Raw genomic sequence first — 24,936 nt, 5'->3', positions numbered from 1 at the left:
TCGCTGTGCGGTTGGGTGGGACTCAAAGGGGCAGTCGCGAGGACGAAGCACGGCGACGCAAGCAGCGTGGCGCTACGCGCCACGGGCAGCCGGCGGCGGAGCCGCCGGCGACACCGCAAGGAGCGAGTGGAACGAGCGACTGAGGAGCGCAGCGAGCCGCGCGAGTCGTCGCGACTGGGGCTTTGGAGGAGTTCACCGCAGAGTTGTCGATCACGTACCGCCGAGCGGCTGGGGCTTTGGCGGTGTTCTCCGTCGATCCGGAGTTAGCGATTTATAAGTAATCGCCCAGCAGCGGCTCGACGCGCTCTTGGGTCTCCTCGGGGATCGCGTCGGTCGGCGTGTTGACGGTACCTTCGAGCGAGGTGTGCGCCTCGCACTCCAGGTCGTCGGGGAGCGTCCGGACCGCCTCCTCGACCGCGGCCTTGATCGCTTCTTGGTTCTTTTCGGCGTTCTCTAACACCTCCTCGAGCGTCACCTCGCTGTCCTCCTTCCAGACGTCGTAGTCGGTGACGCCGGCGATCGTCGCGTACGCGATCTCGGCCTCGCGGGCCAGCTTCGCCTCCGGGATCGCGGTCATGCCGACCAGGTCCCAGCCTTGGCTCTTATAAAACTCCGACTCCGCGCGCGTCGAGTACTGCGGGCCCTCGATGCAGACGTAGGCGCCGCCTTTGACGACCTTCGTGTCAGGGGACGTGGAAGCCTCCGCGGCCTCTGTCAGGTGGTCGACCAGCTCCGGACTGTACGGGTCCGCGAACGGCTGGTGGACGACGACGCCGTCGCCGAAAAAGGAGAGGTCGCGGCGCTTGGTCCGGTCGTAGATCTGGTCGGGGACGACGAGCGTGCCGGGCTCTAACTCCTCTTTTAAACTTCCCACCGCGTTCGACGCGAAGATGTGTGTGACGCCCGCCTTTTTCAAGGCGTACATGTTGGCGCGGTACGGGAGGTCGGTGGGCGAGACGCCGTGCTCTGATCCGTGCCGCGGGAGGAAGGCGACCTCTTTGCCCGTGTCGGCGAACTCGCCGATCGTGATCGCGTCGCTCGGCTCGCCGTAGGGGGTGTCGTACTCCACCTCGCGCACGTCGTTCAGGGGCAGCGCCTCGTAGATGCCGCTGCCGCCGATGAAGCCGATGGTGCTCATACCCGGAGTGCGTCCGCCCGCTACTTATACGGACTGAAGCGGGACTACAGCAGCCACCGCACCGCCGCCAGCGCGAGCGCGCTCACGACGAGCAGATGGACGAGGACGGCGCCGACGGCGGCGCCGCCGACCTCGCGCATCTCGCGGAACCGGATCGAGAACCCGAGGCCGACGAACGCCAGCGTGAACAGCGCGTCCGACACGCGCCCGATCGACTCCAGCGCGGCCGGCGAGAGCAGCCCGCTGTTCGCGACCGCGGCGACAGCGAGGAAGCCGAGCAGAAACTTCGGGAACTCCGCCCACAGCCGGCGCACGCCCGGCTCGGTCGCCGACCGCGCGGTGTACGCCAGCGAGTAGACGATGGCGACGCCGCCCAGCAGGGAGTTGCGCGCGAGCTTCGTCACGGTCGCCCACTGGCCCGCCTCCGGCGAGTGGGCGAACCCCGCGGCGGCGACGGGTCCGGTCGAGAACATGCTCACGCCGGCCCAGACGCCGAACTGGCGGCCGGTGAGCCCGAGCCACTCCCCGGCGATCGGGAACGCGACGAGCGTGACGGCGTCGAACAAGAGGACGGTCGCCGCCGCGAACGTGATCGCGGCGCCGCGGGCGTCGAGCACGCGCCCGATCGCGACGACGGCGGAGACGCCGCAGATGCTCGCGCCGGCGGCCAGCAGCGAGGGCGTCGTCCCGTCTAACCGAAAGAGCACGCGCGCGATCAGTTCGGCGAGCAGCAGCCCGCCGCCGACCGCGACGACGACCAGCCCGAGGACAGTGGGCCCCGCGGCGATGAACTCCTCGACGACGACCGCGGCGCCGAGCAGGACGATCCCGGTCTCCAAGAAGAGCTTGTCGACGCCGACCCCCGGTTTCGCGGCGTCGGGCGTGCCGACCGCGTTGCCGACGAGCGCGCCGAGCCCGACCGCGACGACGAGCGGCTGGAGTCCGTCCACCGCGCCGGCGACGAGGTGCGAGAGGAGCGCCCCGGCGGCCAGCAGCGCGAGGCCGGGGAGGTACGGGCTGGCGGCGTCGACGACGCGCATCAGAGGACGCCCGCGGCCTGTCCCGCGGCGTGAGCGGCGACGATCCCCAGCCCGAGCGCGAGCGCCTGCCAGCCGCGGTCGAGCGCGGTCCACCGGTCGACGAGCGGCGATCCGGTGCCGCGGTCGGCGTCCGTCTCGGCCGTCGTCTCGTCGGCGCCCGTCTCGGCCATCGTCCCGTCGGCGTCGTCGGCGTCCGTCGCTTCGCGGCCGGCGTCCGGTGCCATACCCGCGGGTCGGCGCGCTCGGTACTTATAAGGACGCACTCCGGCGACCCGCGGGGGCCTCGTCCGCGCGACCGAAAGAGGCAGGTTCCGGGCGGTCGTCTGTCGGACACCCGGATGCCGACCACACAGATCAAAGACCCCGTCCACGGCTACGTGGAGCTGCCGGACGCGCTCGTCGACGGCGTCGTCGACACCCGGCCGTTCCAGCGGCTGCGGTACGTCCGCCAGCTCTCGGCGACGCACCTCGTCTACCCCGGGGCGAACCACACGCGGTTCGAGCACTCGCTCGGCGTCTACCACCTCGGCCGGACCGTGTTCGAGAATCTCCGTCGGCAGTCGTACTTCGCGCAGGGCGCGACGACCGACGAGCTGGAGGAGATCCAGCGCACGCTGGAGTGCGCCTGCCTGCTCCACGACGTCGGCCATCCGCCCTTCTCGCACCTCTCGGAGGGGTTCCTCGACGAGGGAGTCTTACGGGAGCGGGTCGTCGACACCGGGCTGGTCGACGCCTTCGACCGAGCGGGCGTCGGCGGGGCGCCGCTCCGGTCGGCGAGCCCGCACGAGCTGCTCGGCTGCGTCCTCATCGTCGAGGAGTACGGCGACGCGCTGCGCTCGTTCGACGTGGACCCCTTCGAGGTGTGCGCGTACGTCCTCGGCTACAGCCTCGCGTACGAGCGCGGCGACCCCTGGCAGTGCGGCGTCGGCGCGCAGCTGCTCCACTCGCCCATCGACGTCGACCGGCTCGACTACATCACCCGCGACAACCAGATGACCGGCGCGGGCGTGTTGAGCTTCGACGTCGACCGCATGGTCGACGCCTACACGGCCCACCCCGAGGCGGGGCTCGCGCTCACCGAGAAGGCGCTCTCGACCATCGGCAACTACCTCGAGGGCCGGATCGCGCTGTACATGTGGGTGACTCAGCACCACAAGGCGGTCTACGCCAACCGACTCCTCCAGGAGCTGCTCGGCGAGTACGAGGCCGTGACCGGCGAGAGCCCGGTGACCGTCGACGGCGTCCTCTCGCGGGAGCTGGACGACAACGCCGTGCTCGAACGGCTCCGAGTCGCCGCCCGCGAGCACCCCGACTCGACGCTTGCGTCGATGTACGACCGGTTCCGCGGGCGGCGTTTCCCGGCCACCTGCTGGAAACACCGGATCGCGCTCGCCGACCGGATCGGCGGCGACCTCGTCGGTGCGGAGGGCGGCGACGGCGACGAGGAGGGCCGCGACGACCGCGGCCTCGACCTCGACGACTTCACGGCGTGGCTCACCGAGGGCGACGAGCGGCTGGAGCGGCTGCTCGCCGACGCGCTCGGCGTGCCGGTCCACGAAGTGTGGATCGACCGCTCGTACGTGCCGGCCTACGACCCCGACGAGCTGGAGGACATCCCGATCGCGTACGGCGGGACGACCCGGTCGGTCGGAGACTGGGGGCTGTACGGCGACCGCGCGTTCGACGTGCCGATCCCCTTCGTCTTCGTCCCCGATGGGACGAAGCGGCGGGCGATCCGCGTGCTCCGGACGGCGTTCGAGCGGGAGGTCGTCGAGGAGACGCGGGCGTGATCCGGCACGGACGCTCGACCGACTCTCCGGTATTTAAACAGACGCGCGAAACGGCGAAAACGAGCGTCGCGGTCTACGCGGAAAGGAGCCGGCGAGCGGCGAAGGGCCGAACGGTGTCAGCGAAGGGCCGAACGGTGTCGGTCGGGAGGCGACCGTTATCGGTCAGGGGACGACCGCTATCGACCGGGGGCATTCCCCGCGGCGTCGCCGGCGGCCTTACCCGCGCCCTCGGCCGCGTCACTGCCGCCGGGCGTCATGCCGCTGATCGTCTCGCCGATTCCGCCGGCCGCGTCGCCGGCGGTGGAGCCGACCTCGGCGAGGATCTCCTGGACGAACGCGGGGGCCTGCGCGGCGACGTCGGCCGGCGGGCCGGCCTGCAAGGCCACCTGCGCCGCGTCGGTTGCGAGCGTTGCCGTCGTGATCGGGTCTGTTTCGAACATCGCGACTCGACGTAGTGGGTGAGTAAACAAAAGGGAGGAAGGCCCTGCAGCCGATTTTGGCGGGATTTCCGCCGATTTAAGCCGGTCGAATCCGGCTCAATTCGGATAGCGGCGCCGCGCCCCGGTATCAGACGGAGATCCGGTCGGTTCCGCGCGGCGCGCGCTGCACCCGGCTCAGTCGTCGGCCTCGGCGGGGACGCGGTCGTCGGCGGCCTCGGCAGCGTCGGCGGCCTCGGCAGCGTCGTCGCCCTCCGCGGTCGGACTCGCCGCCGCGTCGTCGCCGCGCGGGAAGTTCTCGATCGTCGCCTCGCGGAACGCCGCCTCGTCGAACTCGTGGTCGGCGTCGAAGAAGTCGAGGACGGTCCGCACGTCGGTCATCGCGTTCTTCAGCGCGGTCGAGGCGCCCGGCGAGGGCGTGATGTTGAACAGGACGCCGTCGCCCGTGATCTTCGCCTCGCCCATGTCGAGCTCCCTGTTCTTCGTGTCGACGATCTGGGGGCGCACGCCGCCGTACCCCTTCGCGCGCTCGATGTCGTCGACGTCGACGCTCGGCACGACCTTCTGGACGTCCGGCAGGAACGCGCGCTTGCCGACCTCGGGGATGTCGTACACGAGGTTGCGCACGACGTAGGGGAAGAGGACGCGGTCCGAGAGGATGTTGACGTAGCTCAGGATCGACGCGGGCGAGAAGCCGAACACGTCGGCGAAGTCGCTCACGGTGGAGAGCTCGCCGCGTTCGAGCGCGGGGACGAGCTTCGCCGTGGGGCCGAACCGGGTGACGCCGTCGTCGTGGACGTCGGCGTCGCCGTGGACCGCCGCGAACGGGAGCTTCTTCATCTGCAGCGTGTACACCTTCCCGTTCAGCAGGTCGTCGGCGAGGAAGAAGCTCCCCGCGACCGGCAGCAGCGACATGTCCTCGCCGTACCCCATTTCCTTGGCGAACTGGAGGCTGTGGGAGCCGGCGGCGACGACGACCGCGTCGGCCGCGAAGTCGCCGTCGTCGGTCTCGACGGTGAAGCCGTCACGCCCCTCGTCGACGTTCTCGACCGCGGTGCCGAGGTGGACGGCGACGCCGTCCTCGGCGCGGGCGTCCTCCACGAACGACTCCGCGACCGCGCCGTAGTCGACGACGTAGCCGTCCGGCGTCTGGAGCGCCTTGAGCGCGGTGTCGGGGTCGCGCCCCTCGACGACCTTCGGCTCCAGCTCCGCGATCTCCTCGCGGCCGATCTCGCGGAGCTTCGGGAAGAGGTCGCCGAACCCGTTCTCGTGGTAGCGCTCCTCCAGCTTGGCGACCTCCGCCTCGCCGACGCCGAGGACCATCTTGCTCCGCTTGCTGTGCATCTCGCGGTCGGGGTCGGTCCCCTCGAGGTACCCCGCGAGCAGCTCGGCGCCCTCCTTGACCTCCTCGGCCTTCTCTAAGGTGTAGTTCGTCTCGATATCGCCGAAGTGGAGGGTCTGAGAGTTGTTCGTGCGATCGGAGTTGACCGCCGCGATCTCCCGCTCCTTCTCGATCAGCGTGACGTCGTCGACGTCGGTGAACTTCGCGACCGCGTATAAAAGCGACGCCCCGCTGATACCCCCGCCGACGATGACCAGATCAGTGTGTTCGGACATGCGTGATGAACGCTCTCACTCCCCGAAACGAATTCACCCGTTAACGGTCTTGCTATCTCGATCGGCTAATCGGCCGACAGCGGGGCTACAGTCGTCGTTTTGATGGTTCGACGAACGTCGATTTTTTCCGTCGGTCGAGGGGGAGGGGATCGCCGCCGCTGAACTAGTCCTGCGCGGTCGGTCCGGCCGGCGGTTCCGACGCGGGGGCGGGCGGCTCGTGGGTCCCGAACTCGGGGTGGGTCTCCTCCATCCAGACGTACACGACCGCGCCGGACAGGAACATCAGGACGGCGGTCAGATAGAACGCCGCCTCGGCGCCGGCGAACTCCATCGAGAGCCCGATCAGGACCGCGCCGACGGCGTAACCCGAGTCGCGCCACATCCGGTAGACCCCCATCCCGGCCGACCGCCAGGTCGGGTGGGCCGCGTCGCTCGGGACGGTCATCAGGTTCGGATACAGCAGCGCCATGCCCAGCCCGGAGACGGCGGCCAGAGCGGCCCACGGGAGGAACCCCTCGACGAGGACCATCCCGAGCACGCCCGCGCCGGCGAGGAACATCCCGGCGATCACCGGCGGCCGGCGACCGATCCGATCCGCGAGGCCGCCGGTGCCGATCTGCAGGAAGTACATCGCGCTGTGGACGCCGACGACGGCCCCGACGGCCGCGATATCGAGCCCCTGATTCAGCAGGTACAGCGGGACGGCGATCCAGAACAGCGTGTCGACGAAGTTCTCGATGTGACCCGCTTGCGCCGCCGCGAACAGCGTCCGATCACCGTAGGTCGCCCGCTTTACCACCTCCTTGAACGGGAGGTTCGCGTCGCGATCGTCGTCGTCGCCCTCGGCCTCCGCGTACTGGACGGTCTCCTTGATCAGGAAGACCGAGATGAGGAACGCCAGCGCCACGACGACCGCGAGGAAGTAGAACGGCTCCGGTCGGAGGCTCCACCGGCTGGCGATGACGCCCGTGACCCAGGCACCGACGGCCACGCCGGTGTAGCCGAACGACTCGTCGATGCCGACCGCGAGGCCGCGCTGGTCGGGGCTCGCGAGGTCGATCTTCGCGTTGATCGCCATGCTCCACGTCAGCGCTTGGTTGACGCCCAGCAGGACGTTCCCGACGGTGATCCAGCCCCAGCTCGGGGCGAAGATGAGGATGACCGGCAGGGGGAGCGCCGTGACCCACCCGGCGACGAGCACCGGTTTGCGGCCGTACTCCTCGCCCCACTTCCCGGCGTAGAGGTTGAGGATCGACTTCACGATCCCGAAGGAGACGACGAACGAGCCGATCACGAGGAACGACTCGACGCCGAGGACGTCCTCTCCCAGCGCGGGGACGACGGTGCGCTCGGACCCGATGGTCAGGCCGGTGGCGAACACCAGCAGGACGTGGAGCGAAAACTGGCCGAGGTGTTCGCGGATTCCCTGTTTGATATTAGTTGCCGTGCTCATGGATCACTCGGCCGCGCAGTTGTTCGGCCCCAGCTCCAGTTCGGCCAGTTCGTCCGCCGGAACCGACTCCTGTCCCACGTTCGTGCGCTTGACCCGCTCGAAGTTCGGCGGGTGGTCCGGGATGTCCGACGCGAGCTCCGCGACGAACGCCTCGCGGTCGCGACCGAGGTCCGCGTTCCGCGCTTTGACTTCCGCGAGCGTCGCGGTCACCGGCGGCTCCGGCGAGCCGGGGTCGTGCGCCGGGAGCACGACCGCGTCGTCCGGCCGGTCCAGCAGCCGCCGGAGGCTCTCGTACAGCGTCGCGGCGTTCCCCTCGACGTCGGAGTCCTCGATGCCGGCCTCGACGCCGAGCTCGACGCGGCCGACGCTGTCGTGGAACAGGGTGTCGCCCGTGAGCAGCGCCGCGCCGCCGACGTCGAACGAGACGCTTCCCTCGCTGTGTCCGGGCGTGTGAATGACCTCGACGGCGAGCCCGCCGACGGCCACGACCTCGCCGTCCTCGATCGGCGTCGCGTCGAGCGCGAGCGCGTCCTTCGGGTGGAGGTAGTAGGGGACGGCATGGCGGTCGGCGAGCGCCGCGGCGCCCGAGACGTGGTCGGCGTGGGCGTGCGTGTCGAAGACGCCGACGAGCTCCGCGTCGTACTCGTCGAGGACCGCGTCGTACTCGTCGAGGTAGTGCGACGGGTCGAAGACGGCGGCCTCGCCGTCCGAGACGAGGACGTGCGAGAGACAGCCCTTTCCCGGGCGCGCGATCTGAACGAGCGTCCCGTCGAGGTCGACCGGCACCTCGGCGTGTCGGTGGACGCGGCTCCACCCGCTCATCCCGTCGGCGAGCGTCACCGCGTCGTAGCCCAGCTCGCGGAGGACGTCCGTCGCGGTCTGCGAGACGACGCCCTCGGCGCAGACGGTGACGATCCGCGACTCACGGGGGAGCGCGGAGAGCGCCGGCTTGGCGCGGTCGGGGTCGCCGGTCAGCTCGTCGTACACGTCGACGTTGACGCTGCCCGGGACGTGCCACTCCTCGAACTCCGGTTCGTGGCGGATGTCGAGGACGAGCGGGCCCTCCTCGTCGTTTCGCAGCTGTTCACCGAGCGCGTCCGGCGATAGCTCCTGCATCGTACTCAAGGATAGCGCGGACGGGGGCATACGGTCACTGCCGGACATGACCGGCACTATTAATCCGGGTCGGGCCCAAATCCGCTCGATGAGTCTGTACGAGGCCTCCGTTCGGGTCAAACACGAGTGTCCGTACCGGGAGATATCGGAGCGGCATCCGGATCTCACGATACGCGAGTGGCCGCTGAGCGACTGCCAAGTGCTCGAGATCACGACGGAGACGACCCCGACGAACGCGCTGCTCGACGACATCGACCGGCTCGGGACCGTCCTCCACGAGTCCGAGGACGACGACGGGTACCACGTCGTCACGCAGTCCTGTCTCTGTTCGCTCGAGGAGTCCGTCATCGACCGTTTCGAGGCGCACAACTGCCTGTATCAGTCGCCGACGATCTACCGGCAGGGCTGGGAGCACTACACGGTGGTCGCGTTCGACGACGCGGACATCAAGGAGCTGCTCGACGACCTGCGGGCCGACAGGGAGATCGAACTGCTCTCGAAGACCTCGATCTCGGAACAGCAGATCCCGCACAGCATGCTGGCGCCGGCCAATCAGCTGTTCGAGGACATCACCGACCGGCAGCTGGCGGCGCTCCAGTTGGCGCTGGAGCGCGGCTACTACACCCAGCCGCGGAAGACCTCGCTGCGGGAGCTCGCCGACCAGACGGCCGTCGCTCGCTCGACGTACGAGGAACACCTCCGGAAGGCGGAGAACAAGCTGCTCACGAGCGCGGGACAGTACCTGCGACTGGTCACCGCGACGTCGACGGGCGACCCGCTGGAGGTCGAGGAGACCCGTCGGGCCGCGCCGTGAGCGACGTCGAGAGCTTCGTCCGGTTCTGCGACAGCGAGTTCGGGGCCGCCGTCATGGACCGCGAGGCGGCGTACGTGCGCCGGCACGTCGCCGCGGGCGACCGAGCGCTGGACGTCGGATGCGGCATCGGGTCGCTCGAGGAGCGCGCCCCCGATCGCGAGCTGATCGGACTCGACCGGTCGGCGGCGATGATCCGGACGGCGCGGGACCGGGCCGACGCGCCGTTCGTCCTCGGTGACGCGACCGCGCTGCCGGTCGCGACCGGGTCGGTCGACGCCGTCGTCTTCGTCTCGACGCTCGAGTTCCTCCCCGACGCCGAGGCGGCGCTGAGCGAGGCGATCCGGGTCCTCGCGTCGGACGGGACCCTCGTCGCGCTCGTGTTGAACACGCGGTCCGAGTACGTCCGGTCGAACCTACAGCGAGAGGGCTCGTACTTCCAGCGGATGGTCCACCGCGACTCGGCGGCTCTGACGGAGACGGTACTGGAACGCGTCGACGGCGAGCGAGAGTACTTCCTGGGGGTCTCCGGCGAGGAGGTCTTCGAGAGCGGCGACCCGGAGACAGCGGCGATCGCGGCGGTCGTCGGCGAGCCGACCGACTGACCGCAACACCCTTTCGTCGGTTCCGCGAACGCCGGTACATGACCGACCCGTCCGACTCGGACGCGTCCCCGCTCTTCGAGGCGAAGGCGTTCGACGAGCCGTCCGTCTTCGCGCCGGAGTCGCTCATGGAGAACGCCCGACGACAGAAGGACCTCCCGGAACGCCCGGTCCCGGAGGTCTGCGTTCTCGATCCGGACGGAGACGTCGTCCGCCAGTTGGCGGCCACGGGCGCGGCGCGGGAGGACGAGACGTGGCCGGGGTACCACACCGACCTCTACCGGTTCGAACGCGGCGGCGAGGAGTTCGGAATCGTGGGGCGCGCCGTCGGAGCGTCGTTCGCCGTCCTCGTCGCGGAGCAGCTGTTCGCCGCCGGCTGCGAGCTCCTCGTGAGCGTCACCTCCTCGGGGCGGATCGTCCCGAGAGACGACCCGCCCTACTTCGTGCTCATCGAGCGCGCGCTCCGGGACGAGGGGACGAGCCACCACTACCGGTCGTCGGGTCGGTACGCGCGCCTCGATCCCGACCTCCGGGACTCGGTCGAGCGGGCGTGCGAATCGGTGTCGCGGCCGGTGTACGCGGGCGCGACGTGGACGACGGACGCCCCCTTCCGGGAGACGGAGACCGCGATCGAACGCGCCCGGTCCGAGGGGGTCCTCGCGGTGGAGATGGAGGCGGCGGCGCTGTACGCGTTCGCGGACGCCCGGGACCGGCCGGTCGTCTGCTTCGCGCACGTGACCAACCAGCTGGGCCAGAGCGAGGAGGAGTTCGAGAAAGGGGAGGCGGACGGCAGCCGAGACGCCCTAGAGGTGATCGACGCGGCCGCGGCCGCCTGGCGCGCGTCGGACTGAGCGCCCTCGGAGCCGACCGGGGCGCTCACGCCCCGTCGCGAGCGGCCCGGTACCGGTCGCGGAGCCGAGCGAACAGCGCGCGACCCGTCTGGGTCCGGAGTCGGGGTTCGGTCGTCGCGAAGAACTCGTCGAGGTCGTCGTACTCGCGGAAGGCGTCCGGGTCGCCGGCGGCGGGGTCGTACCGGGCGTCGCGCTCGTAGATCACCGCCTGCAGGCAGACGTCGAGGAGGTCGCACTCCTTGACGAGCACGGCCTCCGGCGAGTCGCGGGCCTCGTACGCCTCCCACGCGTCGCGGACGCGGTCGGGGAGCGGCCCGGCGAGGTCGGCCATCGCTTCGCGTTCGGCAGTCTCCTTCGCGTCTGGATCGACCGGATCCGCGGTCGAATCGGCGCGGGTCGCGACGTCGCCGGTCTCCGCCTCGGCGACGTCGTGGACCACGGCGAGCCGGAGCGCGCGGTCGAGGTCGACGTCGGGCAGGTCCGTCCGGAACCGGTCGCCGAGCGTCAAGACGAGGTACGCGACCCCCCACGCGTGCGCGGCCACCGACTCGGGGGCGTCGACGCCGCGGAGCTGCCAGCCCGTGCGCCGCTCGTCTTTGAGGGCGTAGGCGTCGAGGAGGGCGTCGATCGCGGGGTCGGGGTCAGCGTCCGATTCCGGGTCGTCTCCGGCCATCGCGAGCGGTCACTCGGCGAGCGTCCAGGCGTCGTCGCCGGCGCGGTCGGCCACGCCGCGGCGGACCATCTCGTCGAGCACCTCGTCGAGGCGGCCGGGCTGGGCGACCTCCATCTCGATGCGGCCGATGCTGTGGTACTCGTCGAGGTAGTGGCGGACGGCCTCCCGGTCGAAGGCGTCCTGGTCGGCGCGCTCCATCGCGCCCTCGGTGAGGTCGATCATGTCCTCGAGGAAGTTCCACGGGTAGACGACCCACGTCCACTGTTCGAGCCGCTCGCCGACGAAGTCCGGCTGGAACTCGGAGGTGCCGAGCAGCTGGAGCGTCGCGGTGCGGATCTCGGCGGCGTCGCGGTCGTCGACGTACTCCTCGGCGCGGCGGATCGAGCCGCCGGTGTCCGCGATGTCGTCGATGATCAGGACGTTCTTCCCCTCGACGCTGCCCTCCGGCATCGGGTAGCGGATCTGGGGCTCGTCGGTCTTCTCCGCCGCGCCGACGTAGTGCTCCATCTTGAGGCTCGTCAGGTCGTTGAGCCCGAGGAAGTCGCAGACGCATCGGCCCGCGAACCAGCCGCCGCGGGCCAGCGCGACGACCATGTCCGGCTCGAAGTCCGCGCGCTTCACTTCGTTCGAGACGTTGCGGCAGAGCCCGTAGATGTACTCCCAGTTGGTGAGGGTGCAGTCGAAGTCGTCCGGGAGGTCGCTCATACGGCCGTTCCTCCCACCCGCGCGCTCATAAGGGTTTAGCAACGCCGCCGGGGGGAGATCGGCCGCGGCGAACACTGCGACATAGCTCAACACGAACACCCGCGGTGGCGCGTGCCTCCGAGCGCCCGCAGGGCGCGAGGAGCACGCGCGAGGGAGTCGGCGGTCCGGAGCAACGCGGAGGACCGCCGACAGGGCGAGAGCGAAGCTCTCGCTTGCAACCGGCGCTACGCGCCGGTGACGAGGCTGGGGAGGCGTGAGGTGCGGGGCGGTTGCGGGCGGGTGGGACTCAAAGGGGCAGCCGCGAGGATGGCGCAGACGACGCAAGCACCGCAACGAGAGAGCGCCAGCGACCAAGTGAGGAGCGCAGCGAGTGTGCGCCATCCTCGCGGCTGGGGCTTTGACGGTGTTCACCGTCGATCCGCTGTCGGGGACGTATCGCCGAGTACCGTGAAAGCGAACATCCAGATCCACGCCGACTCGACTGTAATACACCACGTATCGGTCCCGACACGATTTAGGTGGCCCGCCCGCAACGAGTCGGTAATGAGCACTCAGGCCGCGACGGAGGAACGCACGGTCGTGATCGGGCTGGAGGTCCACGTCCAGCTCGAGACCGACACGAAGATCTTCTGCGGCTGTTCGACGGAGCCCACCGAGGAGGACGAGGAGCCGAACACGCGCACGTGTCCCACCTGCCTCGGGCTGCCGGGCGCGCTGCCGGTCCTCAACGAGGCCGCCGTCGAGGCCGCCGTGAAGGTGGGGAAGGCGATCGACGCCGACATCCCCGAGACGACGACGTTCCACCGGAAGAACTACTACTACCCCGACCTGCCGAAGAACTTCCAGCTCACCCAGTACGACGCCCCGATCTGTCAGTCCGGGGAGCTGGAAGTCCGCGTCGACAGCGAGCCGCGGACCATCGGGATCACCCGCGCGCACCTCGAGGAGGACCCCGGGAGCCTCCAGCACGCCGGCGGCTCCATCGAGTCGGCGACGCATACGCTCGTGAACTACAACCGCGCCGGAACGCCACTGATGGAGATCGTCACCGAGCCGGACTTCCGGTCGCCGGCGGAGACGCGCGCCTTCCTCGCGAAGTTAGAGGAGGTCCTCGAGTACCTCGGCGTCTTCGACCCGACCCGCGACGGGAGCCTGCGCGTCGACGCCAACGTCTCGCTCGTCCCGGAGGGCCAGGTCGCCGACGACGGGGCGATCACCGACGACGCCCTCGCGGAGGTGAACCGCGCGGAGGTGAAGAACATCTCCAGCCACAAGGGCGCCGAGCAGGCGCTGGCGTACGAGGTCACCAGACAGGAGAACGTGCTCCGGCGCGGCCGCGAGATCGAGCAGGAGACGCGTCACTGGGACGAGGCGCGCGGCGTCACCGTCTCGATGCGCTCGAAGGAGGCCGAGAAGGACTACCGCTACTTCCGGGAGGCCGACCTCCCCGCGCTGGAGGTGTCGGACTGGAAAGAGCAGATTCCGATCCCGGAGCTGCCGGACGCCCGGCGGGAGCGCTTCCGCGAGGAGTACGGGCTCGACCGCGAGTCGGCCTCGAAGCTCACCTCGACGAAGGCGGTCGCGGACTTCTTCGAGGACGTCGCCGAGTCGTTCGACCCCGACCTCGCCGCGACGTGGGTCGCCGACAACCTGCTCGGCGAGCTCAACTATCGGGAGATGCAGATCACGGACGTCGAGGACCGGCTCGACGAGTTCACGCGCCTGATCGAGCTCGTCGCCGACGGGGAGCTCACCGTGAAGAACGCCGAGGAGGTCGTCCTCCGCGAGATGCTCGACGCGGGCGAGGACCCCGAGACGGTCATCGACCGCGAGGGGCTCGGCGTGGCCGACTCCGGCGAGGTCGAGACCGCCGTCGAGGCCGCCATCGACGACAACCCCGACGCGGTCGCCGACTACCACGACGGCGACGAGGGCGCGATCAACTTCCTCGTCGGGCAGGTGATGCAGGAGACGGGCGGCAGCGCCGACCCCGGCCAGGTGAACGGGCTGCTCCGCGAACGGCTGGACGGGTAGGTCCCCGATGAACGTCACCGTCGAGGTCGTCGGCGAGGGAGCCGCCGAGTACGACCTCGCCGACGACGCGACATACGCCGACCTCATCCGCGAAGCGGGGTACCACCCGCAGGAGGCGTCCGTCCTCGTCGACGGCTCGCCGGTTCCCGGCGACCGCGTCGTCGACGCCGACGAGGTCCGACTGCTCCGACTTATAAAGGGCGGAGCGACGGACGGCGGCGCGACGGACGACGGCGCGACGGATTGCGACGCGTGAGCCCACCGACGGAGCCGCCCGACGATATCGCGATAGCGCCCGCCGGGCCCGACGACCGGCTCGACGCCCTCCGCGTGCTCGACGCCGCCATGCTGGAGACGGACCCCGGGGTCGTCGACGCCGCGATCGACGCCGGCGACGCGCTGGTCGCCCGATTTAAAAGAACGGACGCGGTCGTCGGCGCGCTGGTCGCGACGCGCCCCGAGCCGGACCGGCTCCACGTCGACGCCGTGGCCGTCCGGCGGGCCCGTCGCGGGCGCCGCATCGGCTCCGCGCTGGTCGCCGCGGCGGTGCGGCGCGCGGAGCGCGACCCCGCGCTCGCGGTCGTCACCGCGGCGTTCGACGCCGACCTGCGGGCGTTCTACGCGGACCTCGGATTCGCGGTCCGACCGGCCGGACGCCCGAGCGAGCGAGGAGTCGCCGACGCGACCGGCGCCGACGACGAGGACCGCCTGTGGGGCCGCGTGGTGGTGGACCGCTCGTCGCCGTGAACCGGACGTACGCGGCGCGTCCGACTCGCGGCTGACTGAGCTTTTTCCGTGTGGTACGTGTACACATATCTCCCCTCATGATGCCCTCTGCATCCGGCTCGCTCGACTCCGGTGGTATCGACGTCGAGACGGTGGACTCGATCGACGGACCGCGGCTTCAGTCGGGCGCGTCCGTGAGCGTCCGCTCGGAGAGCGACCGTCCCCCGAGCTATCACCGTCGCGTCCGCGTCGCCGCGCTCACGGCCAAGGTGGAGGAACTGGAGGCGGAGGTGGACGCGCTCGAACGGGCCGTCGAGTCGGAGGAGCGACGGCGGCAGCAGGTGATCGACAGCTACGAGGCGATCGTCGCGGCCCGATCGGAGGCCGACCGCGCGCCCAGCGCGGAGACCGACCGCGCGCCCAGCGCGGAGGCCGCCACGGCCGCTGAGACCGCCGCGTCCGCCGAGACCGCGGGGTGGCGGCCGTTGGACGCGGTCGCCTCCGGTCTCGAACGGGTGGCGGCGTGGCTGCGGCGCTCGAACGAGTGACGGTTCTCGCACCGTTCACCGGCGAGCCTCGCATCCGATGTCCATTTCCGGGTCGGTCCCGTCGTTCCGGGTATGAACGCCGATTCGTCCGCGATTTCGAACGACAGTAGGCCGCGAGCCGCGGGGAGAGACAGATGAGCGGAAAAGACGAGTACTACAACCGGTCGAAACAGCAGGGGTACCGGAGCCGGGCCTCCTACAAGCTGAAACAGCTCGACGAGGACGCGGACCTGTTCGAGCGCGGCGACACCGTCGTCGACCTCGGCGCCGCCCCGGGCGGGTGGCTGCAGGTCGCCGCCGAGGAGGTGGGCGAGTCGGGCACCGTCGTCGGCGTCGACCTCCAGCGCATTAACGACCTCGAGGAGCACGACGTCGAGACGATCCGCGGCGACATGACCGAGGAGCGCACCCGCCACTACCTGCGCGAGGCGGTCGGCGAGCGCGGCGCCGACGTGGTGCTCTCCGACATGGCGCCGAACATGACCGGCGAGTACTCCCTCGACCACGCCCGGTCGATCCACCTCGCGCGGCAGGCGTTCGACGTGGCCGAGGAGCTGCTCGCGCCCGGCGGCGACTTCGTCGTGAAGGCCTTCCAGGGCGAGGACCTCGACGCCTTCCGCGAGGACGTCCGCGCGGAGTTCGAGTACCTCCGGACCGTCTCGCCGCCCGCCTCCCGAGACTCCTCCTCAGAGGTGTACCTCGTCGCGAAGGGGCTGAACACGGCTCCCGTCGCGGCGGGCGACCGACTGGAGGTGACCGTCGAGGAGCTCGGCGACGAGGGCGACGGGATCGCCTACGTCGAGGGGTACTCCCTCTTCGTCCCGGACGCCGCGGTCGGCGAGACGCTGACGGTCGAAGTCGAGGACGCGAAGCCGCGGTTCGGCTTCGCCGAGCGCGTCGGTGGCGGCGAGGAGTAGCCGGTCGCTCCCTCCCCGGCCGTCGCGCCCGTTATCAGCTCCGAGAAACCGGATCGATCCGTTATATACTCCGGTCCGAAACCGGCGACAGATGAGTCGAAACGGACACGGCGGCGGACCGGACGGAGGCGGGGCGTCCCGAGAGGGCGGCGAGCGTTCGAACGGCGCGACCCGGAGCGGTACGGCCGAGAACGGGACCGCGACGAACGCGACCCGGAGCGGCGGCGACCGGAGCGACGCGGGAGACGGGGAGGTCCCGACCGAGGCGTTCCGCGAGGTCGCGGCGCGGCTCGCCGACGGCGACCTCGGCGCGCGGTTCCCGGAGCCCGACGGGGACGGGAAGGAGACCGAGGCGGCCGCGCTCGCGAGCGACCTCAACGCCTTCGTCGCCGACGTCGCCGACACCCTCTCGGCGGCCGACGGGTTCGGCGACGAGGTCGCGGGGGCGTCCGAGCACGTCCGGTCGAACGTGGCGCGGGCGAAGGAACACAGCGAGGACGTGTACGCCGCGGTCGACGACATCGAGGCGGCCGCGACGACGCAGCGCGACGACATCGCGGAGGCGACGCGGGAGCTCCAGAGCGTCTCCGCGGCGACCGAGGAGGTCGCCGCCTCCGCCGAGGAGGTCGCGACCACGGCGGCGAGCGTCGCCGAGCGCGCCGACGAGGGGAACGACGCGGCCACGGCCGCGATCGACGAGCTCCGGGTCGTCGACGAGCGCACCGAGACCGCCCGCGAGCGCGTCGAGTCGTTAGAGAGCGAGGTCGCCGCGATCGAGGACGTCACCGACCTCATCCGCGACATCGCCGACGAGACGAACATCCTCGCGCTGAACGCCTCGATCGAGGCCGCGCGGGCCGGCGAGGCCGGCGCCGGCTTCGAGGTCGTCGCCGAGGAGGTGAAGTCGCTCGCGGAGGAGGCGCAGGAGGCGACCGCCGAGATCGAGTCGTCGATCGACGCCGTGCGCGGGGAGACGGACGCGACCGTCGCGGAGATCGCCGACATGCGCGAGCGCGTCGGCGAGGGGATCGACACGGCCGAGACCGCGCTGGAGGCGTTCGCCGACCTCGCCGAAGACGTCGAGGAGACGACGAGCGGGGTTGAGGAGATCAGCGAGGCGACCGACGACCAAGCGGCCTCGATCGAGGAGGCCGTCGACATGGTGGAGTCGGTGGGCGCGCTGGCCGACGACACGGCCGCCGACGCCGCCGACGTGACGACGATCGCCCACACGCAGAAGACCTCGCTGACCGAGGTGGCCGCGGGCGCGTCGACGCTCTCGGACCGGACGGGCGCGCTCGACGAGGAGCTGGGGGCGTACGCGCTCGACGGGGCCGCCGCGGACGACGACGCGACCGTCGTCGAGTTCTGGCACGCCCTCGGCGGCCGGAAGGCGCGCCTGCTCGACGAGTTCGTCGCCGAGTTCGAGGCGGCGACCGAGGGGATCGAGATCCGGCCGTCCTCGAAGGGGAGTTACCGCGGCGTGTTCGACGCGACGCTGGCGGCCGCCGAGCGCGGCGAGCCGCCGACGATCGCGCACCTCTACGAGATCGGCACGAAGCGCGCGCTCGACAGCGGCGCGTTCGCGCCGGTCGAGGGGCTGCTAGAGGAGGTCGACGGGCGCCGGTTTGGCGGCGTCGACGCCCTCGACGAGGCCACCGCCCTCGATCCGGACGACCTCCTCGATCCGGTCGCGAACTACTACCGGACGGACGGGGCGCTCCACTCGCTCCCGTTCAACGCCTCGACGCCGGTGCTGTACTACGACCGGGCGGCCTTCGAGCGCGCCGGGCTGAACCCGGACGACCCGCCGACGACGTTCGCCGAGGTGCGCCACTGCGCCGAGCGGCTGGTCGAACGCGGCGGGGTCGAGACCGGCATCACGTTCGCGAACTACTCGTGGTTCGTCGAACAGTGGTTCGCCGAGGCGGGACAACCCCTCGTCGACGCCGAGAACGGCCGGGCAGGGACCCCGACCGAGGCCTACTTCGACGCCGAGGCGGGCGAACGGGTGTACGAGTGGATCGCCGAGATGGCGGCCGACGGGCTGTACCACGACCCCGGAATCGAGGCGCGCGGGCAGGCCAGAGAGGCGTTCCACGCGGGCCGCGCCGGCATGCTGATCGGGTCGACCTCGGCGATGGTCGGCGTCCACGAAGGGGCGTCGTTCCCCGTCGGGACGGGGTACTTCCCGGTGGCCGACGAGCGCCACGGCGTCGTCGTGGGCGGCGGGTCGCTGTGGATCGCCGACGGCGCGCCGACGGACGCGCAGCGCGCGGCCGCCGCGTTCCTCGGGTGGCTCGCGGCCCCCGAGCGGCAGGCGCGCTGGCACCGCGAGACGGGCTACTTCCCGGTCCACGAGGGGGCGGTCGACCGGCTCTCCCGAGAGGGCTGGTTCGACGAGAACCCCGGCTACCGGACGGCGATGGACCAGCTGGCGGACGCCGAGGACCGCGTCGCCACGACGGGGGCCCGGATGGGACCGTTCGACACGGTCCGGACGCTCGTCGCCGAGGCGTCGGTCGAGGCGCGCGAGCACGGGGTGAGCGAGGCGCTCGACAGGCTCACCGAGAGCGCGGAGTTACAGCTCCGGTCGTACGCGGAGTCGAAAGACGACGCAGGCGGCCGCTAACGGCGGGTCCACTCGCGGAGCGTGAACCCCTCGTACTCGGTCTCGTCGGCCACGCGCCACTCCGACTCGTTCCACGCCGGGAACCGGGTGTCGCCGTCGTAGGCGCCGTCGACGTGGCTGAGGACCATCCGGTCGACGCGCGGCTGGAACAGCTCGTAGATCGTGCCGCCGCCGAGGACGTAGACGGCGCCGTCCGAGGGGGCGTCGTCGGGGAGAGCGTCGACCGGTCCCGTTCCGGCGGGCGACGTCTCGCCGGCGACGCCGTCGACCGCGCCGGCGTCGGGTCGATCGCCGACGAGCTCGCGCGCGAGTTCGATCGCCGCGTCGACGCCGTCGGCGACGACTGCGGTCGGCTCGGCCACCGCGTCGACGCTGCGGCTCACGACGATCTGCCGGCGGCCGGGGAGGTTCCCCCGCATGGACTCGAACGTCCGGCGACCGAGGACGACGGGCGAGCCCGCGACGCGTGCGCGGTACTGGCGGACGTCTTCGGGGAGGTCCGGCCACGGCACGCCGCCGTCGTTCCCGATCACCCGGTTCTCCGCGAGCGCGGCGACGCTGACGAGTTGCACGGGATCAGTAGGGCCGGCGGCCGTAAAAAGCGGTCGGCGGTGGATGGGTGGAGACCGCGGCCGACGAGGGCGGGGCGAGACCGCGGCCGACAGGTGAGCCCCGGCTACTCAGCGAGTCCGAGCAGGTCGAACGGGTAGCCGTTGTCGTTGTCGTCGGCCTGCTCGTAGACGACGCGGGCGGCCGCGACGTCCTGAATCGCGAGCCCGGTGGAGTCGAAGACGGTGACGCCGGTGACGCCCTCCGCGCCCGTGCCGGGGGCGTTGCCGCCGGCGTCGACGTCGGCCCGGCCCGGGCGGGTGCCGACGACGATCTCGCCGATCTCGCCGTAGATGTCCTCGTCGGTGAGCGTCCCCGCCGCGTAGGGGACGTTGATCTCGCCGGAGTGGGTGCACTGCTCGTGGTCGTCGATGACGACGGTCGCGTCCAGCAGGAGGTCGTCCGTCAGCTCGTGTTTGCCCTCGGCGTCGGCGCCCATCGCGTTGACGTGGGTGTGTTCGCCGACGTCGTCGGGACCGACGACGGGGTCCTCGACGGGCGTCACCGTCGAGAGCACGTCGCAGTGGCCCGCCTCGCTGATCGAACCCGCCCGGACGTCGAACCGGTCGTCGAAGGCGTCGATGAAGTCCGCGACGCGCTCCTCGTCGAGGTCGCTGATCACGACCTCCTCGATGTCGCGGACCGCGGCGATCGCCTCCAGCTGGGTGTACGACTGGACGCCGGCGCCGACGATCCCGAGCGAGGTCGCGTCGGGGACCGCGAGGTGGTCGGTGGCGACCGCGGCGGCCGCGCCCGTGCGCTTCATCGTGAGCGTCGTGCCGTCAAGGACCGCCAGCGGGAACGCGGTCTCCGGGTCGGAGTAGATCATCGTCCCCATCACGGTCGGGAGGTCGTGGTCGGCGGGGTTGTCGGTGTGGACGTTGACCCACTTGATCCCGGCGGCGTCCCACCCGGTCTCCTCGGCGGTGTCCTCGGTCCGGACGTCGAGGTAGGCCGGCATCGACCGGAAGTCGCCGTTGTACTCCGGGAGGTCGATGTACGACTTCGCCGGCATCTTCGCGTTCCCGCGCTCGTAGGCCGTGAACGCGCCGCGCACCGCGTCGATGACGCGGTCCATGCGGGCGTTCTCGTCGACGTCGTCGGCGTTCAAAAGCAGCGTCTGCATGCCGCGAGTTTTGCCGGTGGGGTACTTGAACCCTACTGGATCGACGGCGGGGACGGGGGAGACCGCGGAGTCGAAGACGCGGGTGCCGGCGATCTCGTTTATAAATACGTGAGCGGCGGCGCCGGTTGGTTATAAGCAAGCGGCGATGCGGTGGCGCGCCTCCGAGCGGTCGCCGCCGGCGACCGCGAGGAGCCCGCGAGGGAGTCAGCCGTCCGGAGCGAAGCGGAGGACGGCTGACGAGGCTGGGGAGGCGTGAGGTGTGGTTGCTGGGCGGTCGGGGTGGGACTCAAAGGGGCAGCCGCGAGGCGGGCGCAGGCGACGGAAGCACTGGAGGGAGCGAACGGAGTGAGCGACTGAAGCGCGCAGCGAGCGTGCGCCCGCCTCGCGGCTGGGGCTTTGGAGGTGTCCGCCGTCGGTCCGCGGTCAACCATTTATAACCGAGTGGCTGGGGCTTTGGAGGTGTCCGCCGTCGATCCAGCAACACCGAGATGTATGTAAACGGCCAGGGCTTTGCAGGCGTCAGTCGCCAGACCGAGATCGACCATTTATAAGCGACCGACCGAAGCGCCCAGCTCTGGAGACGCTGAAACATCGTATAGTCGGGAACACACGTATACTCGGGAACACGATTATACCGGCTCACGACGCATATCGACCCATGAGTCTCTCGCTCGACGCCGACCAGCTCGACCGGTACTCCAGGCACGTGATCATGGACGAGGTCGGCCCGGAGGGGCAGAAGCGCCTCCTCGACGGCCGCGCCCTCGTGGTCGGGGCGGGCGGGCTCGGCGCCCCGGTCATCCAGTACCTCGCGGCCGCGGGGGTCGGGACGCTCGGGATCGTCGACGACGACGTCGTCGAGCGCTCGAACCTCCAGCGGCAGGTGATCCACGGCGACACCGACGTTGGCGAGCCGAAGGTCGAGTCCGCGGCGCGGTACGTCGACCGGCTCAATCCCGACATCGACGTGGAGGCCCACGAGACCCGGCTCGACGAGGGGAACGTCCGCGACCTGCTGGCCGGGTACGACGTGGTCGTCGACTGCGCGGACAACTTCCGGACGCGGTACGTCGTCAACGACGCGGCCCGGATCGAGGGCCTCCCGGTCGTCCACGGCGCGATTTACAAGTTCGAGGGGCAGGCGACGACGCTCGTCCCGGACGGCCCCTGTTACCGATGTCTGTTCCCGGAGGCGCCCGAGCCCGGGACGGTGCCCGACTGCGCGGCGACGGGCGTGCTCGGCGTGCTTCCCGGCACAGTGGGCTGTATCCAAGCCACCGAGGCGATCAAGCTCCTGCTCGACGCCGGGGAGACGCTGGACGGCCGGCTCCTGTTTTACGACGCGATGGACCTGACGTTCGAGACGGTCCCCTACCGCCGGAATCCGGACTGCCCGGTGTGCGGCGACGACGGCATCGAGACGATCGACGGGATCGACTACTCTGGCGGCTGTCGGGTGAACGCGGACTAGCGGCTCTTCCGCCTCGGTCCGGCCGGAACCGGTTCCATGCGGTCGACTCGGTCGACGTCACCGACTCGACCGAGGCGAGCGATCTGACCGAGGCGAGCGACCCGACTGACCTGACCGCCGCTCACAGCGAGCGCTCGGTCATCGACGAGCCGTCCCCGGCGCCCGGGCCGTCGGTCGCGAATCCCGACCGGACGCACCACCGACAGTAGCGGAAGTCGGGACGGTTTTCGGCCCCGCAGTGCCGGCAGACGACGGTCTCGCCGTCGACGTCGAGCGGGGGCGGGTCGCCGTCCGGGTCGGTCCCGGTCGCCGTCGAGTCCGCGTCGGCGGCCACGGCGAACTCGGGCCCGGCGGTCGAGACGGCCTCGGAGTCGCCCCCCGAGGCGGACTCGGTCTCCGAGGGCGACGAGTCGCCGGCGGACCCGAGGATCTCGGGCGGGCCCCAGTCCCGCTTCGCGAGGAGCCACGCGAGCGCGAGGTTGGCCGCGAGCACCCCGACGAACACGGCGGCGACCGGAAGGAGGTCACCTCCCGTCATGTGTGGGGTGTTAGCAGGCGAGGAATATATGACCAGCGGTGATCGAGGGCGGGATCGGCTCGATGCCCCAGCGGTCGGCCTCGGTTCGGCGGCGGTCGGCCACAGTTCCCCCGCACTCTTAGGGCGGCCCGTCGAACGGGGGGACGTATGAAGGAGATCGTCCACACCGACGCGGCGCCCGAGGCGGTCGGGGCGTACAGCCAGGCGACGACGAACGGCGAGCTCGTGTTCACGGCCGGGCAGATCCCGCTGACGCCTGACGGCGAACTCCTCGACGACGCGCCGGTCGCCGAGCAGACGGAGCGCGCGCTCGACAACCTCGTCGCCGTGCTCGACGAGGCGGGCGCGACGCCGACCGACGTGCTGAAGACGACCGTCTTCCTCGCCGACATCGACGACTTCGACGAGATGAACGAGGCGTACGCCGGGTACTTCGACGAGTCGCCGCCGGCGCGGTCGGCGGTCCAAGCGGGCGCGCTCCCGAAGGGCGTCGGCGTCGAGATCGAGGCGGTCGCCGTCGTCGAGTAGATGGGCGCCGAGCGCGACGAGACCGGGAGCGGAGCGGACGCGGCGGAGCCTCCCGCGCGGCCGACGAAACGCGCCAGGGCGAAGTCGGCGGCGCTGTGGGGGCTCGTCGGCGGGTTCGCCTTCCTCGTGGTCGCGCAGGGGTTCCTGCTCGTCGCGGGCGGCCTCCCGGTCGGATACGGCGGGCTGATCGGGCTCGCCGCGGCGATCGCCGTCGCGTCCGCCGGAATCGCCTACGCGGCCGAACACCGACTGCGGGCGAAGCGCGTGAAAAGAAGGACTTAACAGTCCCAGCGGATTATCTCGGAGCGAGCCAGGATGGCCGAGTGGTAAGGCGCACGCCTGGAAAGCGTGTTCCCTTCCGGGATCGGGGGTTCAAATCCCTCTCCTGGCGTTCTTTGTCGACGCCGACCACGAGCGAGGAGCGGAGCGACGAGCGAGTCCGGCGTCGACGAACCCGGACGAAGGGATTTGAATCAGGGAGTGAAGCGAGCGGGGCGAGCGGAACGACTGGGGCTCAAATCCCTCTCCTGGCGTTCTTTGTCGACGAATTCACCGCTGTTAGCCGCGGTGCCGTCTGCTTCCCGACCGTTGTCTGACTGTCTCACACACTGACACAAGACTCATGTGTATGGGTGGTGTTGACACGGGTGACGATGCCAGACACGAAATCAGGTCGCGAGCGGAAAGGAAAGAACAAGCGCCGGCAGCTGGAGAGCCGTCTCAACCGACGCGAGCTCGACGCCCCCGACGAACCACCGGAACCGTCCCTCGACGAGATCGACTCGGAATATCTCGACGAAGACGAGCTCGATCGGTGAGCGCTCGCGACCGAACGCCGTCTCCGTTTTTCCGTCGGTAACCCCGCCCGAGAGCTGTTCGTCCGTCCATCGTGCGCCGAGAACGACTGATCACCGGGAGCGACGCTTCGTCCGTCACCGATCCCTCACATCCGCACCGTGGCGGGCACTGACATATATAAACGAGGCAGTACGGACGTCCGAACCCTCTCGGAGAGCCATGCTAACTATCCCCACAAACAGACGGTGAGCGTTCCGGAGTCGTGCGGTTTTCTCGGATCGGTAGCCGTCGGCCGCGGTGGCGCTCGATCGCTCCTCAACGATGGGTTTATATAGAATCACAATCAATCAAACGCTGTATGAGCCAGCGAATGCAGCAGGGGCAGCCGATGATCATCATGGGCGATGACGCCCAGCGCGTCAAGGACAAAGATGCGCAGGAGTACAACATCTCCGCGGCGCGCGGCGTCGCCGAGTCCGTACGGTCGACACTCGGGCCGAAAGGGATGGACAAGATGCTCGTCGACTCGATGGGCGACGTCACCATCACGAACGACGGCGTCACCATCCTGCAGACGATGGACATCGACAACCCGACCGCCGAGATGATCGTCGAGGTCGCCGAGACCCAAGAGGACGAGGCCGGCGACGGCACGACGAGCGCGGTCGCGATCGCGGGCGAGCTCCTCAAGAACGCCGAGGACCTCCTCGAACAGGACATCCACCCGACAGCGGTGATCAAGGGCTTCAACCTCGCGAGCGAGTACGCCCGCGAGC

Annotated in this window: 27 protein-coding genes and 1 tRNA gene; 16 read left to right on the top strand and 12 right to left on the bottom strand. The window is 70.3% G+C overall.

All coding sequences use genetic code 11. The features are described from left to right. Positions 1 to 271: 271 nt before the first annotated feature. From mtnP to B4V06_RS11510, 3 genes are read right to left on the bottom strand one after another with little or no spacing between them, the layout of a single operon-like run. Positions 272 to 1,138 (bottom strand): S-methyl-5'-thioadenosine phosphorylase, encoded by an 867-nt coding sequence (mtnP, locus tag B4V06_RS11520; protein ID WP_498169994.1) that lies wholly within the window; start codon positions 1,136 to 1,138, stop codon positions 272 to 274. A gap of 44 nt (positions 1,139 to 1,182) precedes the next feature. Beyond that, a complete protein-coding gene (locus B4V06_RS11515; protein WP_498169991.1) occupies positions 1,183 to 2,178 on the bottom strand; it encodes a YeiH family protein in 996 nt (331 codons plus the stop codon). Beyond that, the gene (locus B4V06_RS11510) at positions 2,178 to 2,402 is read right to left on the bottom strand and encodes a hypothetical protein (RefSeq protein WP_498170066.1); all 225 of its coding nucleotides are present in this window, start codon (positions 2,400 to 2,402) and stop codon (positions 2,178 to 2,180) included. The genes B4V06_RS11515 and B4V06_RS11510 overlap by 1 nt, the downstream gene beginning before the upstream one ends. Before the next feature lie 114 nt (positions 2,403 to 2,516). On the opposite strand from B4V06_RS11510, the gene B4V06_RS11505 reads away from it, so the two are divergent. Next, on the top strand, positions 2,517 to 3,968 hold the full coding sequence (locus B4V06_RS11505) for an HD domain-containing protein (protein ID WP_498169988.1): 1,452 nt from the start codon (positions 2,517 to 2,519) through the stop codon (positions 3,966 to 3,968). A gap of 176 nt (positions 3,969 to 4,144) precedes the next feature. On the opposite strand, the gene B4V06_RS11500 is transcribed toward B4V06_RS11505, so the two are convergent. From B4V06_RS11500 to B4V06_RS11485, 4 genes are all read right to left on the bottom strand, one after another. Further along, a complete protein-coding gene (locus B4V06_RS11500; RefSeq protein WP_498169986.1) occupies positions 4,145 to 4,408 on the bottom strand; it encodes a hypothetical protein in 264 nt (87 codons plus the stop codon). Between the two features lie 174 nt (positions 4,409 to 4,582). Further along, positions 4,583 to 6,022 (bottom strand): FAD-dependent oxidoreductase, encoded by a 1,440-nt coding sequence (locus tag B4V06_RS11495; protein ID WP_498169983.1) that lies wholly within the window; start codon positions 6,020 to 6,022, stop codon positions 4,583 to 4,585. 163 nt (positions 6,023 to 6,185) lie between these two features. Next, entirely contained in the window at positions 6,186 to 7,475 is a 1,290-nt protein-coding gene (locus B4V06_RS11490; RefSeq protein ID WP_498169981.1) for an MFS transporter, read from the bottom strand. 3 nt (positions 7,476 to 7,478) lie between these two features. Next, positions 7,479 to 8,591, bottom strand: a complete 1,113-nt coding sequence (locus tag B4V06_RS11485; RefSeq protein ID WP_498169977.1) for an MBL fold metallo-hydrolase — start codon at positions 8,589 to 8,591, stop codon at positions 7,479 to 7,481. 88 nt (positions 8,592 to 8,679) lie between these two features. Here B4V06_RS11485 and B4V06_RS11480 point away from each other — a divergent pair, with 88 nt between their 5' ends. From B4V06_RS11480 to B4V06_RS11470, 3 genes are read left to right on the top strand one after another with little or no spacing between them, the layout of a single operon-like run. Then, entirely contained in the window at positions 8,680 to 9,405 is a 726-nt protein-coding gene (locus B4V06_RS11480; protein WP_498169974.1) for a helix-turn-helix domain-containing protein, read from the top strand. Beyond that, positions 9,402 to 10,007 (top strand): class I SAM-dependent methyltransferase, encoded by a 606-nt coding sequence (locus B4V06_RS11475; protein WP_498169972.1) that lies wholly within the window; start codon positions 9,402 to 9,404, stop codon positions 10,005 to 10,007. Before B4V06_RS11480 ends, B4V06_RS11475 begins: the two co-directional genes overlap by 4 nt. A gap of 38 nt (positions 10,008 to 10,045) precedes the next feature. Then, the gene (locus B4V06_RS11470; RefSeq protein WP_498169970.1) at positions 10,046 to 10,855 is read left to right on the top strand and encodes a nucleoside phosphorylase; all 810 of its coding nucleotides are present in this window, start codon (positions 10,046 to 10,048) and stop codon (positions 10,853 to 10,855) included. 25 nt (positions 10,856 to 10,880) lie between these two features. On the opposite strand, the gene B4V06_RS11465 is transcribed toward B4V06_RS11470, so the two are convergent. After that, positions 10,881 to 11,528, bottom strand: coding sequence for an HD domain-containing protein (locus B4V06_RS11465; protein WP_498169968.1), 648 nt, complete (start codon positions 11,526 to 11,528; stop codon positions 10,881 to 10,883). Positions 11,529 to 11,537: 9 nt separating this feature from the next. Next, entirely contained in the window at positions 11,538 to 12,233 is a 696-nt protein-coding gene (locus B4V06_RS11460; RefSeq protein WP_498169965.1) for a phosphoribosyltransferase, read from the bottom strand. Positions 12,234 to 12,776: 543 nt separating this feature from the next. On the opposite strand from B4V06_RS11460, the gene gatB reads away from it, so the two are divergent. The 6 genes from gatB (at position 12,777) to B4V06_RS11430 (ending at position 19,090) form a co-directional block, all read left to right on the top strand. Beyond that, positions 12,777 to 14,267: an Asp-tRNA(Asn)/Glu-tRNA(Gln) amidotransferase subunit GatB gene (gene gatB / locus B4V06_RS11455; protein WP_123114014.1), complete on the top strand. Its 1,491-nt coding sequence runs from the start codon at positions 12,777 to 12,779 to the stop codon at positions 14,265 to 14,267. 7 nt (positions 14,268 to 14,274) lie between these two features. Beyond that, positions 14,275 to 14,523, top strand: a complete 249-nt coding sequence (gene samp2, locus B4V06_RS11450) for a ubiquitin-like small modifier protein SAMP2 (RefSeq protein WP_498169963.1) — start codon at positions 14,275 to 14,277, stop codon at positions 14,521 to 14,523. Next, positions 14,520 to 15,014: a GNAT family N-acetyltransferase gene (locus B4V06_RS11445; protein WP_498169961.1), complete on the top strand. Its 495-nt coding sequence runs from the start codon at positions 14,520 to 14,522 to the stop codon at positions 15,012 to 15,014. The genes samp2 and B4V06_RS11445 overlap by 4 nt, the downstream gene beginning before the upstream one ends. A 77-nt stretch (positions 15,015 to 15,091) precedes the next feature. Beyond that, positions 15,092 to 15,541 carry a hypothetical protein gene (locus tag B4V06_RS11440; protein WP_123114011.1) on the top strand — a complete coding sequence of 150 codons (450 nt, stop codon included), beginning with the start codon at positions 15,092 to 15,094 and terminating at the stop codon, positions 15,539 to 15,541. A gap of 134 nt (positions 15,542 to 15,675) precedes the next feature. Next, entirely contained in the window at positions 15,676 to 16,458 is a 783-nt protein-coding gene (locus B4V06_RS11435; RefSeq protein WP_123114010.1) for an RlmE family RNA methyltransferase, read from the top strand. A gap of 91 nt (positions 16,459 to 16,549) precedes the next feature. Continuing rightward, positions 16,550 to 19,090 (top strand): extracellular solute-binding protein, encoded by a 2,541-nt coding sequence (locus B4V06_RS11430; RefSeq protein ID WP_498169957.1) that lies wholly within the window; start codon positions 16,550 to 16,552, stop codon positions 19,088 to 19,090. Here B4V06_RS11430 and B4V06_RS11425 read toward each other — a convergent pair. Beyond that, on the bottom strand, positions 19,087 to 19,662 hold the full coding sequence (locus B4V06_RS11425) for a dihydrofolate reductase (protein ID WP_123114008.1): 576 nt from the start codon (positions 19,660 to 19,662) through the stop codon (positions 19,087 to 19,089). The genes B4V06_RS11430 and B4V06_RS11425 overlap by 4 nt on opposite strands. 104 nt (positions 19,663 to 19,766) lie before the next feature. Then, entirely contained in the window at positions 19,767 to 20,825 is a 1,059-nt protein-coding gene (locus B4V06_RS11420) for an ornithine cyclodeaminase family protein (RefSeq protein WP_123114007.1), read from the bottom strand. Positions 20,826 to 21,483: 658 nt separating this feature from the next. Here B4V06_RS11420 and ubaA point away from each other — a divergent pair. After that, positions 21,484 to 22,296, top strand: coding sequence for an SAMP-activating enzyme E1 (gene ubaA / locus B4V06_RS11415; protein WP_498169955.1), 813 nt, complete (start codon positions 21,484 to 21,486; stop codon positions 22,294 to 22,296). A gap of 121 nt (positions 22,297 to 22,417) precedes the next feature. On the opposite strand, the gene B4V06_RS11410 is transcribed toward ubaA, so the two are convergent. Next, a complete protein-coding gene (locus B4V06_RS11410; protein WP_123114005.1) occupies positions 22,418 to 22,834 on the bottom strand; it encodes a zinc ribbon domain-containing protein in 417 nt (138 codons plus the stop codon). 147 nt (positions 22,835 to 22,981) lie between these two features. On the opposite strand from B4V06_RS11410, the gene B4V06_RS11405 reads away from it, so the two are divergent. From B4V06_RS11405 to B4V06_RS11385, 5 genes are all read left to right on the top strand, one after another. After that, positions 22,982 to 23,362 carry a Rid family detoxifying hydrolase gene (locus B4V06_RS11405; protein ID WP_123114004.1) on the top strand — a complete coding sequence of 127 codons (381 nt, stop codon included), beginning with the start codon at positions 22,982 to 22,984 and terminating at the stop codon, positions 23,360 to 23,362. Continuing rightward, positions 23,363 to 23,644 carry a DUF7981 family protein gene (locus tag B4V06_RS11400; RefSeq protein WP_123114003.1) on the top strand — a complete coding sequence of 94 codons (282 nt, stop codon included), beginning with the start codon at positions 23,363 to 23,365 and terminating at the stop codon, positions 23,642 to 23,644. Between the two features lie 27 nt (positions 23,645 to 23,671). Beyond that, positions 23,672 to 23,753 (top strand) — tRNA-Ser (locus B4V06_RS11395). Positions 23,754 to 24,015: 262 nt separating this feature from the next. Next, positions 24,016 to 24,180, top strand: coding sequence for a hypothetical protein (locus B4V06_RS11390; protein ID WP_176329357.1), 165 nt, complete (start codon positions 24,016 to 24,018; stop codon positions 24,178 to 24,180). 338 nt (positions 24,181 to 24,518) lie between these two features. Continuing rightward, the coding region (locus B4V06_RS11385; protein ID WP_498169951.1) for a TCP-1/cpn60 chaperonin family protein at positions 24,519 to 24,936 on the top strand (418 nt) is incomplete at its 3' end.

It is taken from the genome of Halorubrum sp. B53 (assembly GCF_059752395.1).
Note: the sequence above shows the minus strand (reverse complement) of the source record. Positions and strands in the feature narration are given on the sequence as shown.

Coding starts and splice junctions, on each gene's coding strand:
- mtnP (WP_498169994.1), bottom strand. CDS start 1,138: ATGAGCACCATCGGCTTCATCGGCGGCAGCGGCATCTACGAGGCGCTG.
- B4V06_RS11515 (WP_498169991.1), bottom strand. CDS start 2,178: ATGCGCGTCGTCGACGCCGCCAGCCCGTACCTCCCCGGCCTCGCGCTG.
- B4V06_RS11510 (WP_498170066.1), bottom strand. CDS start 2,402: ATGGCACCGGACGCCGGCCGCGAAGCGACGGACGCCGACGACGCCGAC.
- B4V06_RS11505 (WP_498169988.1), top strand. CDS start 2,517: ATGCCGACCACACAGATCAAAGACCCCGTCCACGGCTACGTGGAGCTG.
- B4V06_RS11500 (WP_498169986.1), bottom strand. CDS start 4,408: ATGTTCGAAACAGACCCGATCACGACGGCAACGCTCGCAACCGACGCG.
- B4V06_RS11495 (WP_498169983.1), bottom strand. CDS start 6,022: ATGTCCGAACACACTGATCTGGTCATCGTCGGCGGGGGTATCAGCGGG.
- B4V06_RS11490 (WP_498169981.1), bottom strand. CDS start 7,475: ATGAGCACGGCAACTAATATCAAACAGGGAATCCGCGAACACCTCGGC.
- B4V06_RS11485 (WP_498169977.1), bottom strand. CDS start 8,591: ATGCAGGAGCTATCGCCGGACGCGCTCGGTGAACAGCTGCGAAACGAC.
- B4V06_RS11480 (WP_498169974.1), top strand. CDS start 8,680: ATGAGTCTGTACGAGGCCTCCGTTCGGGTCAAACACGAGTGTCCGTAC.
- B4V06_RS11470 (WP_498169970.1), top strand. CDS start 10,046: ATGACCGACCCGTCCGACTCGGACGCGTCCCCGCTCTTCGAGGCGAAG.
- B4V06_RS11465 (WP_498169968.1), bottom strand. CDS start 11,528: ATGGCCGGAGACGACCCGGAATCGGACGCTGACCCCGACCCCGCGATC.
- B4V06_RS11460 (WP_498169965.1), bottom strand. CDS start 12,233: ATGAGCGACCTCCCGGACGACTTCGACTGCACCCTCACCAACTGGGAG.
- gatB (WP_123114014.1), top strand. CDS start 12,777: ATGAGCACTCAGGCCGCGACGGAGGAACGCACGGTCGTGATCGGGCTG.
- samp2 (WP_498169963.1), top strand. CDS start 14,275: ATGAACGTCACCGTCGAGGTCGTCGGCGAGGGAGCCGCCGAGTACGAC.
- B4V06_RS11440 (WP_123114011.1), top strand. CDS start 15,092: ATGATGCCCTCTGCATCCGGCTCGCTCGACTCCGGTGGTATCGACGTC.
- B4V06_RS11435 (WP_123114010.1), top strand. CDS start 15,676: ATGAGCGGAAAAGACGAGTACTACAACCGGTCGAAACAGCAGGGGTAC.
- B4V06_RS11430 (WP_498169957.1), top strand. CDS start 16,550: ATGAGTCGAAACGGACACGGCGGCGGACCGGACGGAGGCGGGGCGTCC.
- B4V06_RS11420 (WP_123114007.1), bottom strand. CDS start 20,825: ATGCAGACGCTGCTTTTGAACGCCGACGACGTCGACGAGAACGCCCGC.
- ubaA (WP_498169955.1), top strand. CDS start 21,484: ATGAGTCTCTCGCTCGACGCCGACCAGCTCGACCGGTACTCCAGGCAC.
- B4V06_RS11410 (WP_123114005.1), bottom strand. CDS start 22,834: ATGACGGGAGGTGACCTCCTTCCGGTCGCCGCCGTGTTCGTCGGGGTG.
- B4V06_RS11405 (WP_123114004.1), top strand. CDS start 22,982: ATGAAGGAGATCGTCCACACCGACGCGGCGCCCGAGGCGGTCGGGGCG.
- B4V06_RS11400 (WP_123114003.1), top strand. CDS start 23,363: ATGGGCGCCGAGCGCGACGAGACCGGGAGCGGAGCGGACGCGGCGGAG.
- B4V06_RS11390 (WP_176329357.1), top strand. CDS start 24,016: ATGCCAGACACGAAATCAGGTCGCGAGCGGAAAGGAAAGAACAAGCGC.